This window comes from Streptomyces sp. NPDC001231, from assembly GCF_042896885.1.
GTDB lineage: Bacteria > Actinomycetota > Actinomycetes > Streptomycetales > Streptomycetaceae > Streptomyces.
Window position 1 is genome coordinate 1 of the sequence record NZ_JBIAXS010000030.1, and the last position, 18,088, is coordinate 18,088.

20 protein-coding genes and 1 pseudogene are annotated in these 18,088 nt (G+C 71.2%); 10 read left to right on the forward strand and 11 right to left on the reverse strand.

Going from position 1 to position 18,088, the window contains the following annotated elements:
- Nucleotides 1–91: 91 nt before the first annotated feature.
- Nucleotides 92–829: pseudogene (locus ACFY3J_RS30275) on the forward strand (cation:proton antiporter); the annotation flags it as partial.
- Between the two features lie 240 nt (nt 830–1,069).
- On the opposite strand, the gene ACFY3J_RS30280 reads toward ACFY3J_RS30275, so the two are convergent.
- Nucleotides 1,070–1,987, reverse strand: coding sequence for a 1-aminocyclopropane-1-carboxylate deaminase/D-cysteine desulfhydrase (locus ACFY3J_RS30280; RefSeq protein WP_384171499.1), 918 nt, complete (start codon nt 1,985–1,987; stop codon nt 1,070–1,072).
- A 222-nt stretch (nt 1,988–2,209) separates the two neighbouring features.
- On the opposite strand from ACFY3J_RS30280, the gene ACFY3J_RS30285 reads away from it, so the two are divergent.
- From ACFY3J_RS30285 to ACFY3J_RS30295, 3 genes are all read left to right on the forward strand, one after another.
- The gene (locus tag ACFY3J_RS30285; RefSeq protein ID WP_384171496.1) at nt 2,210–3,616 is read left to right on the forward strand and encodes a family 2B encapsulin nanocompartment shell protein; all 1,407 of its coding nucleotides are present in this window, start codon (nt 2,210–2,212) and stop codon (nt 3,614–3,616) included.
- A 127-nt stretch (nt 3,617–3,743) separates the two neighbouring features.
- Entirely contained in the window at nt 3,744–4,919 is a 1,176-nt protein-coding gene (locus ACFY3J_RS30290; RefSeq protein WP_384171492.1) for a family 2 encapsulin nanocompartment cargo protein polyprenyl transferase, read from the forward strand.
- A gap of 174 nt (nt 4,920–5,093) precedes the next feature.
- Entirely contained in the window at nt 5,094–5,720 is a 627-nt protein-coding gene (locus tag ACFY3J_RS30295; RefSeq protein ID WP_384171490.1) for a GNAT family N-acetyltransferase, read from the forward strand.
- A 19-nt stretch (nt 5,721–5,739) separates the two neighbouring features.
- Here ACFY3J_RS30295 and ACFY3J_RS30300 read toward each other — a convergent pair whose 3' ends face one another.
- The 3 genes from ACFY3J_RS30300 to sodN form a co-directional block, all read right to left on the reverse strand.
- Nucleotides 5,740–6,165, reverse strand: coding sequence for a VOC family protein (locus ACFY3J_RS30300; protein WP_384171487.1), 426 nt, complete (start codon nt 6,163–6,165; stop codon nt 5,740–5,742).
- Between the two features lie 9 nt (nt 6,166–6,174).
- Entirely contained in the window at nt 6,175–6,585 is a 411-nt protein-coding gene (locus tag ACFY3J_RS30305) for a helix-turn-helix transcriptional regulator (protein ID WP_384171483.1), read from the reverse strand.
- Between the two features lie 157 nt (nt 6,586–6,742).
- Entirely contained in the window at nt 6,743–7,138 is a 396-nt protein-coding gene (gene sodN / locus ACFY3J_RS30310; protein ID WP_020136639.1) for a superoxide dismutase, Ni, read from the reverse strand.
- Nucleotides 7,139–7,284: 146 nt separating this feature from the next.
- Between sodN and sodX the strand changes: the two genes are divergently transcribed.
- Complete coding sequence (sodX, locus tag ACFY3J_RS30315; protein WP_384172587.1) at nt 7,285–7,719, forward strand: nickel-type superoxide dismutase maturation protease; 435 nt, start codon at nt 7,285–7,287, stop codon at nt 7,717–7,719.
- Here sodX and ACFY3J_RS30320 read toward each other — a convergent pair.
- Nucleotides 7,623–8,252, reverse strand: coding sequence for an ABATE domain-containing protein (locus ACFY3J_RS30320; protein ID WP_225075525.1), 630 nt, complete (start codon nt 8,250–8,252; stop codon nt 7,623–7,625). The two genes, sodX and ACFY3J_RS30320, sit on opposite strands and share 97 nt — an antisense overlap.
- 98 nt (nt 8,253–8,350) lie before the next feature.
- On the opposite strand from ACFY3J_RS30320, the gene ACFY3J_RS30325 reads away from it, so the two are divergent.
- Nucleotides 8,351–9,127 carry a class I SAM-dependent methyltransferase gene (locus ACFY3J_RS30325; protein WP_390842146.1) on the forward strand — a complete coding sequence of 259 codons (777 nt, stop codon included), beginning with the start codon at nt 8,351–8,353 and terminating at the stop codon, nt 9,125–9,127.
- A 90-nt stretch (nt 9,128–9,217) separates the two neighbouring features.
- Here ACFY3J_RS30325 and ACFY3J_RS30330 read toward each other — a convergent pair whose 3' ends face one another.
- Genes ACFY3J_RS30330 through ACFY3J_RS30340 form a run of 3 tightly spaced genes read right to left on the reverse strand, consistent with a single transcriptional unit; the run spans nt 9,218 to nt 11,949 of the window.
- Nucleotides 9,218–9,970, reverse strand: coding sequence for an amino acid ABC transporter ATP-binding protein (locus ACFY3J_RS30330; RefSeq protein WP_384172585.1), 753 nt, complete (start codon nt 9,968–9,970; stop codon nt 9,218–9,220).
- 50 nt (nt 9,971–10,020) lie between these two features.
- Nucleotides 10,021–10,956 carry an amino acid ABC transporter permease gene (locus ACFY3J_RS30335; RefSeq protein WP_384171476.1) on the reverse strand — a complete coding sequence of 312 codons (936 nt, stop codon included), beginning with the start codon at nt 10,954–10,956 and terminating at the stop codon, nt 10,021–10,023.
- A gap of 33 nt (nt 10,957–10,989) precedes the next feature.
- A complete protein-coding gene (locus ACFY3J_RS30340) occupies nt 10,990–11,949 on the reverse strand; it encodes an ABC transporter substrate-binding protein (RefSeq protein ID WP_390842147.1) in 960 nt (319 codons plus the stop codon).
- A gap of 548 nt (nt 11,950–12,497) precedes the next feature.
- Between ACFY3J_RS30340 and ACFY3J_RS30345 the strand changes: the two genes are divergently transcribed.
- The 4 genes from ACFY3J_RS30345 to ACFY3J_RS30360 all read left to right on the forward strand — a co-directional run bounded on the left by ACFY3J_RS30345 (nt 12,498) and on the right by ACFY3J_RS30360 (nt 15,745).
- Nucleotides 12,498–13,721, forward strand: a complete 1,224-nt coding sequence (locus ACFY3J_RS30345; protein WP_390842148.1) for an NADP-dependent malic enzyme — start codon at nt 12,498–12,500, stop codon at nt 13,719–13,721.
- A gap of 142 nt (nt 13,722–13,863) precedes the next feature.
- Nucleotides 13,864–14,829: a zinc-binding dehydrogenase gene (locus tag ACFY3J_RS30350; protein WP_384171467.1), complete on the forward strand. Its 966-nt coding sequence runs from the start codon at nt 13,864–13,866 to the stop codon at nt 14,827–14,829.
- 140 nt (nt 14,830–14,969) lie between these two features.
- The gene (locus ACFY3J_RS30355) at nt 14,970–15,179 is read left to right on the forward strand and encodes a helix-turn-helix domain-containing protein (RefSeq protein WP_018571396.1); all 210 of its coding nucleotides are present in this window, start codon (nt 14,970–14,972) and stop codon (nt 15,177–15,179) included.
- Entirely contained in the window at nt 15,179–15,745 is a 567-nt protein-coding gene (locus ACFY3J_RS30360) for a Clp protease N-terminal domain-containing protein (RefSeq protein WP_384171464.1), read from the forward strand. Before ACFY3J_RS30355 ends, ACFY3J_RS30360 begins: the two co-directional genes overlap by 1 nt.
- Before the next feature lie 39 nt (nt 15,746–15,784).
- Here ACFY3J_RS30360 and ACFY3J_RS30365 read toward each other — a convergent pair whose 3' ends face one another.
- The 3 genes from ACFY3J_RS30365 to ACFY3J_RS30375 all read right to left on the reverse strand — a co-directional run bounded on the left by ACFY3J_RS30365 (nt 15,785) and on the right by ACFY3J_RS30375 (nt 18,063).
- A complete protein-coding gene (locus ACFY3J_RS30365; protein WP_384171461.1) occupies nt 15,785–16,783 on the reverse strand; it encodes a helix-turn-helix transcriptional regulator in 999 nt (332 codons plus the stop codon).
- 1 nt (nt 16,784) lies between these two features.
- Nucleotides 16,785–17,711: a DUF4097 domain-containing protein gene (locus ACFY3J_RS30370; protein WP_384171458.1), complete on the reverse strand. Its 927-nt coding sequence runs from the start codon at nt 17,709–17,711 to the stop codon at nt 16,785–16,787.
- 172 nt (nt 17,712–17,883) lie between these two features.
- Nucleotides 17,884–18,063, reverse strand: coding sequence for a DUF6104 family protein (locus tag ACFY3J_RS30375; RefSeq protein WP_003992906.1), 180 nt, complete (start codon nt 18,061–18,063; stop codon nt 17,884–17,886).
- Nucleotides 18,064–18,088: the final 25 nt, after the last annotated feature.

The window sequence follows — 18,088 nt, forward strand, 5'->3', positions numbered from 1 at the left end:
GCGTGAAAGGGAGGTCGTCGTCATGTCCGGCAGATTCCCATGTGGGTGAACCACTCGATCCCCGAACGATCACCGAAGGTTTAATTTCAAGCTCAAGGGCCTCGGGGCGTACTCCGGGCTCGAGGCCGCCTGGTACGCGGTCGCCGTCTTCCTGGTGGTCGTCGTCGCCCGGTTCGTATGGGTGTACCCGGCGGCGTTCCTGCCCCGGCTGCTGTCCCGGCGCGTCCGGGAGCGCGAGGAGAACCCCACCTGGAGGGGCGCGATGGTCACCGCGTGGGCCGGGATGCGGGGCGTGGTGTCCCTGGCCATCGCCTTCTCGATCCCGGTCACGCTGCACGACGGCACGCCCTTCCCGAAGCGCAACCTGCTGCTGTTCCTGACCTTCACGACGGTCATCGGGACCCTGGTCGTGCAGGGACTGACGCTGCCGCCGCTGATCCGCGTGCTGAAGTTCCCCGGCCGTGACGTACGGGCGGAGACCCTGGCCGAGGCGAACGCGCAGGCGCAGGCGTCCCTGGCCGCCGAGCGGCGCCTGGACGAACTCCTGGCCGACGAGCGCAACGCCCTGCCCCCGCCGCTCGCCGACCGGCTCCGCGCGGTCCTGGAGCGCCGCCGCAACTCCGTCTGGGAGCGGCTCGGCCAGGTCAACCCGGTCACCGGCGAGTCGGTCGACGACACCTACCGCCGGCTGTCCCGGGACGTGATCAGCGCCGAGCGCGAGGTCTTCGTACGCCTGCGGGACGGCCGCTACATCGACGACGAGATGCTGCGCATCCTGCTGCGCAGGCTGGACCTGGAGGAGGCGGCCGCCTACCGGGAGGCGGCGTGAGGGGGCGGGCGGGGCCTCCGGGACGAGAGGCCGCGTGGGGGGCGTCCGGCTCGCCGGGGGTGTGGTGAGGACGGGGTGCGGCCTCCCAGAGGCCGGGTGGTGGTCCGGGTGCCGGGTCGGGGCGCGAGGGTCCCGGGCGGCTCAGGCGGGTGCCCGGTGCCGGGTGCGGGTGTGATGGCGGGGTGGTTCGGGCGGGTGCGGATGTGACGGACGGGCAGCGGCGCCCGGTTGACGGGCGGCTCAGGCGGGCGCCGGGAAGGGCCTGCCCGTGACGACCGCGGCGATCGTCGTCCCGTGCGGGAAGGCGCCCTCGCCGGCCAGGGTGACCAGGCCGTACAGCATCTTGGCGACGTAGAGGCGCTCGACGGGTACGCCGTGCCGGACGGTGAAGTCCTCGGCGAACGCATCGAGTTCGGCCGGGACGCGGGCGTAGCCGCCGAAGTGGAAGCGCTCGTCGAGCGACCACGTGCCCTGGCGGGCGCCGAAGGCCCGCTCCTGGAGGGCCTCGACATCCGCGGCCAGGAAGCCGCCCCTGAGGACCGGTATGCCCAGGGCGCGCCGGCCGGGTGCGAGCCCGGCGGCCAGGCCGGCCAGGGTGCCGCCGGTGCCGCAGGCCAGGGCGACGACGTCCGCGTGCTCGCCCAGTTCCTCGCCCAGGGCCCGGCAGCCGTGTACCGCCAGGGTGTTGCTCCCGCCCTCGGGGACCACATGGGCCTCCTCGGCACCCGCGGCGCGCAGCAGGGCCGCCAGCGTCTCGGGTTCGGCCTTGCGGCGGTACGTCGACCGGTCGACGAAGTGCAGCCGCATCCCGTCGGCCACGCAACGCGCCAGGGAGGGGTTCAGCGGGCGCTCGGCCAGCTCCTGGCCGCGGACCACGCCGACCGTCGGCAGGTCCAGCAGACGGCCCGCGGCGGCCGTCGCGCGCAGGTGGTTGGAGTAGGCGCCGCCGAAGGTCACGACCGTCCGGCCGGCCGCGGCCCGCAGGTTCGGGGCGAGTTTGCGCCACTTGTTGCCGGTCAGCTCCGGGTGGATCAGGTCGTCGCGCTTGAGGAGCAGCCGAAGGCCGCGACGGGTGAAGCGGTCGTCGGCGACCTCCTGGAGGGGCGAGGGCAGCCGGGGGGACAGCGCGGCGAGGCCGGGGGCGGCGGAGCGGGTCACCCGGCCATTGTCCCCGCCCGGTCCGGGCGGTGGCACGGCCGCCGGGGAGCCGCGAATCCGCTGGTCACGGAAGGGGAATCCGCCATTTCTGCCCGGGGCGGCGGTGATCCATTCCCGCTCTTTCGGGTAATAGCACGACCACGCTCCGTGCTGGAAGGCTGACGCACGCAAATCGATGCACGGCGCCGAGCGCGCCGGGCATGAGCGGGAAGGCAATTCTCTATGTCGGTAGGCGAAGAGGTCCGCACGGAGCAGGACCGGCCGCAGCAGAGCCTCGGCACCGCGGCCGCGCGGAACCTGGCCACCACCACCAAGTCGGTTCCCCAGATGCAGGAGATCAGCTCGCGCTGGCTGCTGCGCATGCTGCCCTGGGTCGACGTGCAGGGTGGCACGTACCGGGTGAACCGGCGGCTCACCTACGCCGTCGGCGACGGCCGCATCACCTTCGTGAAGACCGGCGACCGCGTCGAGGTCATCCCGGCCGAACTCGGCGAACTGCCGGCGCTGCGGGGCTACGAGGACGACGAAGTGCTCTCGGAGCTCGCCCGGCGCTGCCGCCAGCGCGAGATCGAGGCGGGCCAGGTGATCGCCTCCTTCGGCAACCAGACCGAGGAGGTGTACCTGCTGGCGCACGGCAGGGTCCAGAAGGTCGGCACCGGCCCCTACGGCGACGACCAGGTCCTCGGCGTCCTCGCCAACGGCGCGTACTTCGGTGAGCAGTCGCTCCTCGACCCGGACGCCATCTGGGAGTACACGGCCCGCGCGGACACCGCGTGCACCGTCCTCGTGCTCTCCCGCCACGACTTCGAACAGGTCGCCGACCGCGCCGAATCGCTGCGCGCCCACCTCCGGCAGCGGGTCTCGATCCCCGAGCAGGGCGCCAACAAGTACGGGGAGAAGGCGGTCGAACTCGCCGCCGGACACAGCGGTGAGCCGGACATCCCGCACACCTTCGTCGACTACGAGGCCAGCCCCCGCGAGTACGAACTGAGCATCGCGCAGACCGTTCTGCGCATGCACTCGCGCGTGGCCGACCTCTACAACCAGCCGATGAACCAGACGGAGCAGCAACTCCGGCTGACCGTCGAGGCGTTGAAGGAGCGCCAGGAGCACGAGCTGATCAACAACCGCGACTTCGGCCTGCTCCACAACTGCGAGTACGACCAGCGGATCCACCCGCACGACGGCGTGCCGAGCCCCGATGACATGGACGAGCTGCTCAGCCGGCGGCGCGGCACCAAGCTGTTCCTCGCCCATCCGCGCGCGATCGCCGCGTTCGGCCGCGAGCTGAACAAGCGGGGCCTGGTCCCGGAGACCATCGACATGGGCGGCAACCGCATCCCCACCTGGCGCGGCGTGCCGATCTTCCCGTGCAACAAGATCCCGGTCACCGAGGCGCGGACCAGCTCGATCATCGCCCTGCGGACCGGCGAGGACGACCAGGGTGTCATCGGGCTGCGCGCGAAGGGCATCCCCGACGAGATCGAGCCGAGCCTGTCCGTGCGGTTCATGGGCATCAACGAGCAGGCGGTCATCAAGTACCTGGTGACGGCCTACTACTCGGCGGCGGTGCTGGTGCCGGACGCGCTGGGCGTCCTGGAGGACATCGAGGTCGGCCGTTGGCGCTGACCACGCGCGCCGGCTCCCGGTGTCCCGGCCCGCCGGGCCGGGTACACCCGGGGGGTACGTGCCCAGTTCCGGCTGCGGGAAGCGCCACCGTCCGCGGTCTCTTCGCGGGGGATCGGATGTGGATCGGATGGTTGAGTTCATGACGGAGACGACGCGGCGCCCGACCGGCGTGCCCCGGCCCGCCGGGGCCAAGTGGCCGACGGGACCCGGCTCCGCCGAGACCCTTCCCCGACCCGCCGCCGGCGGTGGCACGGGCGGACCGGCAGCGCTCGACGGGCACGACGGGTACGACGCGGCGGTGATCCTCGAACGGTCCCGGGCGTCGGTCGAGCCCGAACTGCGGGCGGCCGTCGCCTCCCTGCCCGCCTCGATGCGCCGGATCGCGCGCTACCACTTCGGCTGGGAGCACGCGGACGGCAGCCCGGCCGCGGGCAACGGGGGCAAGGCCATCCGTCCGGCACTGGTCCTCACGGCGGCCACCGCGCTCGGCGGGCCGTACGCGCGGGCGGTGGCGGCGCGGGCCGCGGCAGCGGTGGAGCTGGTCCACAACTTCACGTTGCTGCACGACGACGTGATGGACCGGGACGCCACCCGACGGCACCGGCCCACGGCGTGGACGGTGTTCGGCGAGAACGACGCGATCCTCGCCGGGGACGCGCTCCAGGCGCTGGCCCTGGGGCTGCTCGCCGAGAACCCGCATCCGGCGTCACCGGCCGCCGCCGCCCGGCTCGCGGCCTGCGTCGTCGAACTGTGCGAGGGCCAGCGGGCGGACACCGCCCTGGAACGGCGTGCCCCCGGCGAGGTCACGCTCGCCGAGGTGCTCGTCATGGCCGAGGCCAAGACGGGCGCGCTGCTCGGCTGCGCCTGTGCCGTGGGTGCCCTGTACGCGGGAGCGGGCGAGGAGGAGGTCGGGGCGCTGGACGCCTTCGGCCGGCAGGCGGGGCTCGCCTTCCAGCTGATCGACGACGTGATCGGCATATGGGGCGATCCGGCCCGCACCGGGAAACCGGCCGGCGCCGACCTCGCCGCCCGCAAGAAGTCCCTGCCGGTGGTCGCGGCGCTGACCTCCGGCACCCCGGCCGCGGCCGAACTGGCCGAGCTGTACGCCCGGCCCCACCAGGAGGGGGAGGAGGAGCGTATGACGCTGGTGGTGGAGCGGGCCGGTGGCCGGGACTGGGCGCAGGCCCAGGCGGCCGACCGGATGGCCCGGGCCGTGGACGACCTGGCCCGCGCCGTACCGGATCCGGCGAACGCGGGCGGCCTGCTGGCCCTGGCGGAGTTCGTGACCAGACGCACCAGCTGACCTTGCCGGGAAAGACCCCGGAGCCACCGGGGCCGTACGGCTCCTGACCCCGTACGGCCGCCGGCGGCTCCGGTGCGTCGGGTCCCGTACTGCCCCACGGTGTGCGGGGCCCGCCGCATTCGCTTAGGCTCAACTCCCGTGAATCAAACGGGACTTGATCCGAGAGGGCGGAAGATGGGCGTGGGGATCCGGGCGGCGGGGGAAGACGACCGGGAACTGGTCGTGCGGCTGCTGGACGAGGCCTTCCAGGACGACCCGGTGAGCGGCTGGGTCTTTCCGGAGCGGGAGTACCGCCGGACGACCCACCACCGGCTGATGGCCGCCTTCACCGACATCGTGCTCGCCGAGGGCCGGATCGACGTGACCGAGGACGGCACGGCGTGCGCGCTGTGGCTGTCGATGCCGGCGGCCGACGGTCCGGACGGTGGGGACGGCGGGGAGGAGGCCGCCGACGCCGTGCGGCTGCGCGAGAGCGTCGACCCGGCGAACGCGCGGGTCGAGGAGATCGCCCGGCTGATGGCCGAGTCGCATCCGGCGGACCGTGCCCACGAGTACCTGTGGATGATCGGCGTCGCACCGGCCCGCCAGGGGGAGGGCCTGGGCAGCGCCCTCGTCCGGCACGTCCTCGACCGCTGCGACCGCGAGGGCCTGCCCGCCTATCTGGAGGCCAGCAGCGAGCGCAGCACGAAGCTCTACGAACGCCTGGGCTTCACCTACGCCGACCGCACCCTCGACATCCCGGACGGTCCCCGGATGTGGCCGATGTGGCGCGAACCCGTCACCGGCCGGGACAGGCCCTGACCCCGCGGACCCGCCGGACTCAGGACCGCTCGCCCTCCGACCGCTCCAGGAAGCGCAGCATGTTCCCGGCCGGATCGCGGAAGGCGCAGTCGCGCACCCCGTACGGCTGGTCCATCGGCTCCTGGACGACGTCGGCGCCGTACTCCTGGACGCGGGCGAAGAGGGCGTCGCAGTCGGCGGTGGTGAAGATGACCCCGCGCAGCATGCCCTTGGCCAGCAGCCGGGCAATGGCCTCCCGGTCGGCGGGGGAGGCGTCCGGATTCGCCGCGGGCGGCTCCAGGACGATCTCCACGTCCGGTTGCAGCGGCGACCCCACGGTGACCCACCGCATCCCCTCGAAACCGACGTCGTTGCGGACTTCCAGCCCCAGCACGTCGCGGTAGAAGGTGAGCGCCTTGTCGTGGTCGTCGACGGCGATGAAGCACTGGCGCAGTTTGAGGTCCATGCCTTCACGCTAGGGCGCGGGCGGCGGTCCCGCCCTCCTGGGCCGGGTGAAGGTCCGGGCCACGCAGGCCGGGATCACGGCGCTGTCGTCGTGCGACCGCGCCCGGTAGGCGCTCGGGGTCTCGCCGACGAGTTCGGTGAACCGCGAGCTGAAGGATCCCAGCGACGTACAGCCCACCGCCAGGCACACCTCCGTCACGCTCATGTCCCCCCGCCTGAGCAGCGCCTTCGCCCGCTCGATGCGCCGCGTCATCAGATACCCGTACGGCGTCTCCCCGTACTCGGCCCGGAAACTGCGCTGGAAGTGTCCCGGCGACATCAGCGCGGTCCGCGCGAGCGCGGCCACGTCCAGCGGCTCGGCATACTCACGGTCCATACGGTCACGGGCCCGCCGCAGCCGCACCAGGTCCTCGGGCGTCACTTTGCCAGCATGCCACGCCGGCCACCGGCCACGTGGGCGGGAGAAAAAGACCGCACCCGGGCCGCGTGGACGCCGTGTGCGGCGTTTCTGCGGGCCGGGTGCGGGCCTGGGGACCGTGCGGTCAAGGAGACCGCGGGTCGGAAAACGTGATCGAAGGTCAGGCCTTCTTGGTCTCCCAGAAGATCTTGTCGATCTGGGCGATGTAGTCCAGCGCCTTCTGGCCCGTGGCCGGGTCGGTCGAGGCCTTGGCGGCGGAGAGGGCCTTCAGCGTGTCGTTGACCAGCTGGTGGAGCTCCGGGTACTTCTCGAAGTGCGGGGGCTTGAAGTAGTCGCTCCACAGCACGGAGACGTGGTGCTTGGCCAGCTCGGCGCGCTGCTCCTTGATGACGGTGGCGCGCGCCTGGAAGTGCGGGTCGTCGTTCGCGGCCATCTTCTCCTGGACGGCCTTCACCGACTCCGCCTCGATGCGGGCCTGGGCCGGGTCGTACACACCGCAGGGAAGGTCACAGTGCGCGCTGACCTTGACCTTGGGGGCAAACAGGCGGGAAAGCATGGAGCCATCCTTCCTCGTGATCGTCTTCTCAGGTGGGACATTACTCCCTGCCAGGCGTGTTTTCGCGAGTGCCCCCTAGGGCTTAGGACAAAAGTCCGGGGTGAGACTGAGACTGGTGGAGGAACGTGACCGGGGAGGTGCCGGGGATGCCGGAGCTGTCGCAGGAGACCGAGCGCAGGGGCGCCGTACTGCCCTTCGGGCTGGCCGAGGTGACCGGGCCGTCCATGGTGCCCACGCTGCACCACGGGGACCGGCTCGTGGTGCAGTACGGCGCCCTGATCCGGCCCGGTGACGTGGTGGTCCTGCGGCATCCGTTCCAGCAGGACCTGCTGGTCGTCAAGCGCGCCTCGGAGCGGCGCGACAGCGGCTGGTGGGTGCTGGGCGACAACGCGTACGCGGGCGGGGACAGCACCGACTACGGGACCGTGCCCGAGGACCTGGTTCTGGGCAAGGTGCGGTTCCGCTACCGGCCGCGCGGACGCGCTCAGCGCTCGCCGCTGGCGCTGGTGCGCTGGGCGCTGTCGGCGGCCCGGCCCGTGTTCACCGACCGGTCGGCCTCCAGGCGCTTGCGGGCCCGGTAGGCGGCGACGTTCGCGCGGGTCGCGCAGCGGTCGGAGCAGTAGCGGCGCGAACGGTTGGTGGAGGTGTCCAGGTAGGCGTTGCGGCACGGCGCGGCCTCGCACAGGCCGAGGCGGTCGACGCCGTACTCCGTGAGGTGGAAGGCCAGCCCCATCGCCGCTATCGCCGCGTAGCCGGCGGTCGCGTTGGACGGGTGGTCCGCCAGGTGCATGTGCCACAGCGGGCGGCCGTCGTCGTCGCGGTGGTCGTGTCCCGAGATCTGCGGGCTCACGGGGAACTCCAGCAGCAGGGAGTTCAGCAGGGCCACCGCGAGCGTCTCGTCGCCCTGGTCGGCCGCTTCGAAGACCGAGCGCAGCCGGGCCCGCACCGAGCGGAAGCGCGTGACATCGGCGTCGGTGGCCCGACGGGCCGCGGAGGCGTTGGCGCCGAACAGGTCCCGGACCGCGTCGACCGAGGTCAGAGTGTCCTTGCCCCGGGCCGGTTCCTCGCTGTTGACGAGCCGTACGGCGTAATCCGAGTAATAGGCCAGTTCCACTTGTAGTCCTTACGGAGGCGCTCTATGGTCGGGGGACGGTCGGGTAACAGACGGCTGGCCTTCAAGGGTATTACGTGACGTGGGCAGGGAGGGCTGCGATGACGGACACGAGGACGGGCATCACCGCGGAGGGGGCCGACTGGGCCGCCTGGCAGGAGAGCTGGGACCGCCAGCAGGAGTGGTACATGCCCGACCGCGAGGAACGCTTCCGCATCATGCTCGACATGGTCGAGGCGCTCGTCGGCACCGCTCCGCGTGTCCTGGACCTCGCCTGCGGCACCGGCAGCATCACCGCCCGGCTGCTCGCCCGCTTCCCCGGGGCCACCAGCACCGGCGTCGACCTCGACCCGGCGCTGCTCGCCATCGCGCGCGGCACCTTCGACGGCGACGAGCGGGTCTCCTTCGTGACCGCGGACCTCAAGGCCCCCGACTGGCCGGCGAAGCTGCCGTACGACTCCTACGACGCCGTCCTGACCGCCACGGCCCTGCACTGGCTGCACAGCGAACCTCTCGCCGCCCTCTACGGCCGGGTCGCGGAACTCGTCCGCGACGGTGGTGTCTTCATGAACGCGGACCACATGATCGACGAGACCACCCCCAGGATCAACGCGGCCGAACGCGCCCAGCGGCACGCGCGCATGGAACAGGCCAAGCGGGCCGGCGCCCTGGACTGGGCCGAGTGGTGGCAGTTGGCCGCCAAGGACCCGGTGCTGGCCGAACCGACGGCCCGCCGCTACGAGATCTACGGCGAGCACGCCGACGGGGACATGCCGTCCGCCGCCTGGCACGCGCGCGTACTGCGCGACCAGGGCTTCACGGAGGCCCGCCCGGTGTGGTGCTCGCCGTCGGACACGCTGCTGCTCGCCCTCAAGTAGGACTCGCGCGCACCGCACACGGGAGGGGCGGTACGGGATCCCTCCCGTACCGCCCCTCGTCCGTCCTCGTCCGCCGTCGTTCGCGTCCTGCTACAGCACCTTCGACAGGAACGACTGCGTGCGCTCGTGCTGCGGGTTCGTCAGGACCTCGCGCGGATGGCCGGATTCCACCACCACGCCCTCGTCCATGAAGACCAGGCTGTCGCCCACCTCGCGGGCGAAGCCCATCTCGTGGGTGACGACGACCATCGTCATGCCGGACTCGGCGAGGTCGCGCATGACGTCGAGGACGTCACCGACCAGCTCCGGGTCGAGCGCCGAGGTCGGCTCGTCGAACAGCATGAGCTTGGGGTCCATGGCCAGGGCGCGGGCGATCGCCACCCGCTGCTGCTGGCCGCCGGAGAGCTGCGAGGGGTAGTGCCCCGCACGGTCGGCCAGGCCCACGCGCTCCAGCAGCTGCACGGCGCGGTCCCTGGCCTCGCCCTTGTTCACGCCCTTGACCTGGACCGGCGCCTCGATGACGTTCTCCAGCGCGGTCATGTGCGGGAACAGGTTGAAGCGCTGGAAGACCATGCCGATGTCCCGGCGCTTCAGGGCGACCTCGCGGTCGCGCAGCTCGTACAGCTTGTCGCCCTGCTGGCGGTAGCCGACGAGCTCGCCGTCGACGTACAGCCGCCCCGCGTTGATCTTCTCCAGGTGGTTGATGCAGCGCAGGAACGTCGACTTGCCGGAGCCGGAGGGGCCGATGAGGCAGAACACCTCGCCGGGCCTGACCTCCAGGTCGATGCCCTTGAGCACCTCCAGCTGGCCGAAGGACTTGTGGACGCCCTCGGCCTTCACCATCGCGACGCCGGAGTCGCGCACGGTGGTGTCCTGCTCGGTGAGCTTGTCGGTCATGCCGTGACCTTCCTGCTGGAGAAGGACGTCAGGTGCGCCCTGACCTTCTGCCACGGCGTCGCCGGCAGGCTGCGGCTGGAGCCGCGGGCGTAGTACCGCTCGATGTAGTACTGGCCCACGCTCAGCACCGAGGTCATGATCAGGTACCAGGCGGCGGCGAGGAAGTACATCTCCACCGGGGCGCCGGAGACCTGGCCGATGTCCTGGGCGTAGCGGAACAGCTCCGGATACTGGACGGCCGCCACGAGCGACGTCGTCTTGAGCATGTTGATGACCTCGTTGCCGGTCGGCGGCACGATCACCCGCATGGCCTGCGGAATGACGATCCGGCGCAGGGTCTTGCCGTGGCTCATGCCCAGCGCGTGGGCGGCCTCGGTCTGGCCCTCGTCGACGGCGAGCAGACCGGCGCGGCAGATCTCCGCCATGTACGCCGCCTCGTTCAGACCGAGGCCGAGCAGCGCCGTCAGCATCGGCGTCATGAAGTTCGACCAGGAGTCCTTGTAGAGCGGCATGAGGTTGATGTAGTCGAACACCAGCCCCAGGTTGAACCACAGGAACAGCTGGACCAGGACCGGCGTGCCGCGGAAGAACCAGATGTAGAACCAGGCGATGGCCGAGGTCACCGGGTTCTTCGACAGGCGCATCACCGCCAGGATGATGCCGCCGACGATGCCGATCAGCATCGACAGGACCGTCAGCAGGAGGGTCTTGCCGACGCCGGTCATGATCCGGTCGTCGAAGAAGTAGTCCGGAATCGCGTGCCAGTTGATCTTGCCCTGGCCGAACGCGTAGATGATCGCGACGAGGATGGCGATGGCGACGACGGCGGTGACGTACCGCCCGTAGTGCCGGACCGGGATGGCCCTGATGGCCTGTGATCCGGCCGGGGGTGTGTCCTTGGGCCCCGCCGTCTTGTCGATGTCAGCAGTCACGGGTATTGCCTCTCAGCGGCCGCTCGGAGGCGGTCACTTGCCGCCGTTGATGACGGACTCCTTGACGGCACCGTCCTGAGCGCCCCACTTCTCCAGGATCTTCTGGTACTCGCCGTTCTGGATGATCGCGTTCAGTGCGGCCTGCAGCGCGTCGCGCAGCTGGGTGCTGCTCTTGCCGACCGCGATGCCGTACGGGGCCGCATCGACCTGCTCGCCGACCAGCTCGAAGTCCTTGCCGCCGCCGGAGGTCTTGACCGCGTACGCGGCGACCGGGAAGTCGGCGGAGACCGCGTCGGCGCCACCGGAGCGCAGGCGGGTCTCGGCCTGCTGGTTGTCGTCGAAGGCCTGCATGGAGATCGTCTTGCCGCCCGGGCACTTCTTCGCCTCGGCCTTGGCGAGGTCCTCGGAGACGGTGCCGCGCTGCACGGCGAGCTTCTTGCCGCACAGGTCGGCCCAGGTGGTGATGCCCCTGGTGTCGCCCTTGCGGGTGTAGATCGAGACACCGGCGGTCAGGTAGTCGACGAAGTCGACGCCCTCGCCGACCTTCTTGTTCGTGGTGGGGTCGATGCCCTCCTGACGGCTCTTGTTGTCCGTCATCGCCGACATCGCGATGTCGTAGCGGTCGGACCGCAGACCGGTGAGCAGGGCGTCGAAGGTGCCGTTCTCGAACTTGAAGGTCACGCCGAGCTGCTTGCTCATCGCGGCCGCGAGGTCCGGGTCGATGCCGACGACCTTGCCCGTGTTGTCCTTGAACTCGACCGGTGCGTAGGCGATGTCGGAGCCGACCCTGATGACGCCCTTGTCGCGGATCTGGGCCGGGAGCTTGTCGGCCAGCGGGGCCGCGTTCGCCGAGCCGCTGCCCGAGGACTCCTTCTTGTCCTTCGTCTGGTCACCGCAGCCGGTGAGGATCAGGGCGCCGGTGACCACGATCGCACCGACCGCAGCTAGCCGGGAGTGCGCGGCGGTCGTACGACGGGTGGAGCGTGCGGTCATTGTGGTTCCTCCGGCTGATGGATGGAGCTGCCGACGGGGCGACGAGAACACACACCTTCGGGTGTTGCGACCTCGTGTGATTGACCGCATCTTGCCATTCGGGCTGCGCCATTCAGGGGAGTCGCCATGTCAAAATCGGATAACGGGTGACCCCCGAACCGCGCGGAGCGGCTTCGGCAAAGCCGGACCATCTGCGGGAATGCCTTCTTTCGGCCGGAAGATCTCCGGCCCGTCTCAGGATGCGGTCTGCTGGGGCATGATGTTTGAGTGCGGTTGCGGCTTTGTCGGGCATTCGACGGCGAGTTGTCCCCATATTGGGCCAAGTGCCGCGCCTCCGTCATGTGACCTTGGCGTTATGGACTCGTCGTTGACGCCGGTCGTCCGGTAAGAAGGTTCTTTACACCCCTCATCCGGGGCTCAGAGCGCGTGTGCGGCGCGCTCGTCGCGCAGGGGACCGAAGGCATCACTCACGGTCCGTGCGCGGTCCCGCCCGCTCCTCACCAGGAGCGGCAACCCTCAAACCATGAACACTTAAGGGGTAAAACGAAGTGGCAGCGGAGATCGTCAATCCTCGCAGCGACAGCGGTACGGATCAGGACGGCGGGGCAGAGCCGCTCGATTCCTTCGATCCGGCCTTCGCGCTGCACCGCGGCGGCAAGATGGCCGTGCAGGCCACCGTGCCCGTCCGCGACAAGGACGACCTGTCCCTGGCGTACACGCCCGGCGTCGCGCGCGTGTGCTCGGCCATCGCGGAGCAGCCCGAGCTGGTCCACGACTACACGTGGAAGTCGTCCGTGGTCGCCGTCGTGACCGACGGCACGGCCGTACTGGGGCTCGGTGACATCGGCCCCGAAGCCTCCCTCCCGGTGATGGAGGGCAAGGCGATCCTGTTCAAGCAGTTCGGCGGCGTGGACGCGGTGCCGATCGCGCTGAACTGCACCGAGGTCGACGAGATCGTCGAGACCGTGGTGCGCCTCGCGCCGTCCTTCGGCGGCGTGAACCTGGAGGACATCTCGGCCCCCCGGTGCTTCGAGATCGAGCGCAGGCTCCAGGAGCGTCTGGACATCCCGGTCTTCCACGACGACCAGCACGGCACGGCGGTCGTGACCCTCGCGGCGCTGCGCAACGCGGCCCGGCTGAGCGGGCGGGCGATCGGGGACCTGCGGGCCGTCATCTCGGGCGCGGGCGCGGCCGGTGTGGCCATCGCCAAGATGCTGATCGAGGCCGGTATCGGCGATGTCGCGGTCGCCGACCGCAAGGGCGTGGTGTCGGCCGACCGTACGGACCTGACGCAGGTCAAGCGCGAGGTGGCCGAGTTCACCAACAAGGCCGGGATCAGCGGTTCCCTGGAGGACGCGCTGGCCGGCGCCGACGTCTTCATCGGCGTCTCCGGCGGCACGGTGCCGGAGGAGGCCGTGGCGTCGATGGCCGAGGGCGCCTTCGTGTTCGCCATGGCCAACCCGACCCCCGAGGTGCACCCCGAGGTCGCGCACAAGTACGCGGCGGTCGTGGCGACCGGGCGCTCGGACTTCCCCAACCAGATCAACAACGTTCTGGCCTTCCCCGGCATCTTCGCGGGCGCGCTCCAGGTGCGGGCGTCCCGGATCACCGAGGGAATGAAGATCGCGGCGGCCGAGGCGCTGGCCGGGGTCGTCGGGGACGACCTCGCCGCGGACTACGTGATCCCCTCGCCGTTCGACGAGCGGGTGGCCCCGGCCGTGACCGCGGCGGTGGCCGCCGCGGCGCGTGCCGAGGGTGTGGCGCGTCGCTGAGCAGGCCCGAACGGCCCCGTCCCCCGAGGGCGGGGCCGTTTTCTCTTGTCCTCCTGCCCGGCGCTCTCCTGCCTGGCAAGAGGGTGAGGGTCACAGAGGTGCGTGGTTCCGCCGGCCGGGGCGCACCCCTAGGGTCAAGGTCATGTTCGCTGTCTACGCCGCCCGAATCGACCGCGACCAGCCGCTGAGCGGCCTGGAGTCGGGGGAGCGCCCCGCCCCCGAGACCCGACCCGGCTGGAGCACGGTCAACGTCAGGGCCGCCTCACTGAACCACCACGACCTCTGGTCGCTGAGGGGGGTGGGGCTGTCCGAGGACAAGCTCCCCATGATCCTCGGCTGCGACGCCGCCGGCGTCGACGCGGACGGCAACGAGGTCGTCCTGCACTCCGTGATCGGACAGAGCGGGTACGGGGTCGGGCCCGGGGAGCCCCGGTCCATCCTCACCGAGCGCTACCAGGGCACCTTCGCCGAACAGGTGGCCGTGCCGACCTGGAACGTCCTGCCCAAGCCCAAGGAGCTCTCCTTCGAGGAGGCCGCCTGCCTGCCCACGGCCTGGCTCACGGCGTACCGCATGCTCTTCACCAACGCCGGCGTGCGTCCCGGCGACTCCGTACTCGTCCAGGGCGCCGGCGGCGGTGTCGCCACGGCCGCGATCGTGCTCGGCAAGGCGGCCGGGCTGCGGGTGTTCGCCACCAGCCGGGACGAGGCCAAGCGCAGGCGCGCGGTGGAGCTGGGCGCCGTGGAGGCGCTGGAGCCGGGGGCGCGGCTGCCGCAGCGGGTGGACGCGGTGATCGAGACCGTCGGCGCGGCCACCTGGTCGCACTCGGTCAAGTCGCTGCGGCCCGGCGGCACGATCGTCATCTCCGGGGCCACGAGCGGCGACCGGCCGTCCCACGCCGAGCTGACGCGCATCTTCTTCCTGGAGCTGAAGGTCGTCGGCTCGACCATGGGCACCAAGGACGAACTGGAGGACCTGCTGTCCTTCTGCGCCGCCACCGGGGTCCGTCCCGTCATCGACGAGGTGCTGCCGCTCGACCGGGCCCGCGAGGGCTTCGAACGGCTGGAGTCGGGCGGCCACTTCGGCAAGGTCGTGCTCACCAACTCCTGACTCCCGCCACCTGTTCTCCGAACGGCGGGTCCGGGCATCTTCCGGGCCCGCCGTTCGTCTGCCTGCACCCGGGCGTCTCCGCCCCCCGGATGTGTCAACCATGGTTGACGACCCTCGAGGTGTCAATGTAGGTTGACAGCATGACCGAAGCAACGGATCTCGCCGAGCGCGCAGGCGACCGCGATCCCCGAGTCGGGCTGCGGGCCGTCGCCGCGCTGCGTCGGCTGCTCGAGCAGCTGGAGGCGGTACAGGTGCGCAGTGCGCGCAACCAGGGCTGGTCGTGGCAGGAGATCGCCGCCGAGCTCGGAGTGAGCAGGCAGGCCGTGCACAAGAAGTACGGGAGGCAGTGATGTTCGAACGGTTCACGAAGGACGCCCGGGCCGTGGTGCGGGGTGCGGTGGAGTACGCCGAGGACGCGGGAGCGCAGACCGTGGACGCCGAGCACCTGCTGCTCGCCCTTCTCGACCGCGAGGGCAGCCGTGGGTCCTTCGCGCTGGCGGCGCTGGGGCTCGACGAGCGCGGCGAGCCCGTGCGGCAGGCACTGCACGACGCGCGGCGGCGCGCCGGCCTGTCCCGGGCCGACACCGACGCCCTCGCGGGCCTGGGCATCGACGTCTCCGAGATCGTCTCCCGGGTGGAGGAGGCGCACGGCGTCGGGGCGATGTCCGGCGATCGGCAGGGCAACGGTGCCTGGCCGGGCCGCCGCACCTTCGGCCGGAGCGCCAAGGACACCCTTGAGAAGGCCCTGCGCTCGGCGGTGGCCCACCGTGACCGGCACATCGGCGACGAGCACATCCTCCTCGCCCTGACCGTCCGCTCGGGCGTGCCCGCCGAGGCCCTCGCCGACCACGGCGTGACCTACGAGTCGGTGACCCGCGTGCTGTACGGCGGGGGACAGGCGCGGGCGGCCGGTTGAGTCGAGGGGCGGCCGCCCGAGTGGGCCGGCGGGCGGCCGTCAGACCTTCGGGCGGTGCAGGAGCGAGGCGATGTGGGCCGCCGCCGTGGACAGATGACGGCGGGCCTCACGGAGCTGGTCGGCGGTGATGCCGTTGTCCCGGGCCGTGTCGCGGATGTCGTCGCGGAAGCGGTCCAGGAGACGGTCCAGGTCGCGGGCCGGGTCGCCGGTGAGGTCCTCGTGCGCCCAGGCCGGTTCGTAGTCGGCCGGGAAGTCCTCCGGGGTCGTGGAGTACTCGGGGCGGGCCGTGGTGCGGCCGACGTAGTCCTTGCCGAAGTCGCCGAACTCCTTGGCGAGTTCGGTCAGGCCCTCGCGTACCCCCGTGGGCCAGTCGCCCCGGTTGAAGTGGTCCTGCACCTGCTCCTGGACCCGCTTGGCGATGCGCTGCAACTCCTCCTGCGCCTGGGTCCGCGCCCGCTCCTGAGCCTCCTTGGCCTGCCGCCGGGCCCGCTGGGCCTCGTCGCGCGCCCTGCGGCTCTCCTCCTTCGCGCGCCGTGCCTGCTCCTTCCACTCCTGCTTGACGCGCCGCATCTCCTCCTTGGCGGCCTGCCAGGCCTCCTTGTCGTCGGCCTTGCCGTGCTCGCCGTGCTCTCCGTGTTCCCCGGTGCCCTCCCGGGCCTGGGACGCCGCCGCGCGCATCTCGCGCCGCAGATCGCCGGCGGCGCCGCGCACATCGGCGCGGATCTCCGCGGCGAGCTCGGCGACGGACTCGCGGATCTCCAGCTCCAGGTCGGCCAGTTCACCACTGCGGTCGGCCAGTTCGGCGCGGCCCGCGTCCGTGATCGCGTACACCTTGCGGCCGCCCTCGGTGGTGTGCGTGACCAGGCCCTCGGCCTCGAGCTTGGCCAGCCGCGGATACACCGTGCCCGCCGAGGGGGCGTACAGGCCCTGGAAGCGCTCCTCCAGCAGCCTGATCACCTCGTAGCCGTGGCGCGGGGCCTCGTCGAGCAGCTTGAGCAGGTAGAGGCGCAGACGGCCGTGGGCGAAGACGGGAGGCATGTCAGAGCACCTTCTTGTCGGTCGTGCCATCGGCCTTGCCGGTCGTGTCGCCGGCGGTGCCGCCGCTGGAATCCTCGCCCGGGCGGACGTCCCGCGGCTCCGCCTCCCACGGTCCGTCCTCCGCAGGCGGGCGCCGCAGCAGCGCGATGGAACCGGAGACGGTGGTCGCCTTCAGCCGGCCGTTGCCCGCGCCGAGGCGGCCGGTGATCCGCTTGGCGCCCCACTGGCCGCCGACCTTGAGGTCCTCGAAGGCGTTGGACACCGTCCCGCTCGCGGTGTTCGCGTCCACCCGTGCGTCCGCCGGGTGGGGGAGCCGGATGGCGATCTCACCGGAGACGCTGGTCAGGCTGACGTCGGTGGGGCCGCCCGCCGGGTCGAGGTCGACGACCATCGACCCGCTCACCGAGTCCGCCCTGACCGAGGGACCGGCACCGTCGACCACCGTCAGGTCGCCGGAGACCGAGTTGAACCGCAGATCACCGGAGAGGGCCTGCGCCTCCACGTTCCCCGACACGGTGTCCGCGCGCACCGGGCCCGTCAGGCCGACCAGGGTGGTGTCCCCGGAGACGCCCTTGACCTCGGCGCGTCCGTCGATCCCCGAGACCATCGCTCCGGCACCGACCACGCCCAGCTCCACGCGCGCGCTCGCCGGAACGGCCACGGAGACCACGGCGCTGCGCCGCCAGCCCTTGTTGTCCAGCCACTTGAGGAAGCCCTTCCAGGGCAGGTCCTCGTACGCCACCGTCAGCGTCCCGCCCTGCTGGGTGACGACCAGGGGCGGCCCCTCGATCTCCGAGACCTCCAGGCGGGCCGGACCCTCGTCGGCACCCACGACGTTCACCGTTCCGTGCACGATGCGGACGTTGAGTGCGGTCACCGGCTCGTCGAAGGTGAGTTTCCTGGGCTCACCGACGGACCACTCGGACATGGTGCAGACCTCCCCGGACGGGACGCGACACGCCATATCGCGTCGCCTGCATCCACGATATATCGCGTTCGCGGGAAGTCAAGACACTCGTTCCGGTGAGGCGATGGCAGGCCCCCGAAAAGCGAACAGGGCGCCCCCAAGGGGGCGCCCCGCACCGAACGGAGGTCGGTCTCTACTCGTCGTCCTCGTCGTCCAGCCGGGCCAGCCAGGTCGCCAGCCGCTCCACCGGCACCTCGAAGTCCGGATTCAGGTCGACGAAGGTCCGCAGCTGCTCGGCCAGCCACTCGAAGGTGACCTCCTCCTCGCCCCGCCGCTTCTCCAGCTCTTCGATGCCACGGTCTGTGAAGTACATGTGGTCAAGGATAGGTGCGCCGAAA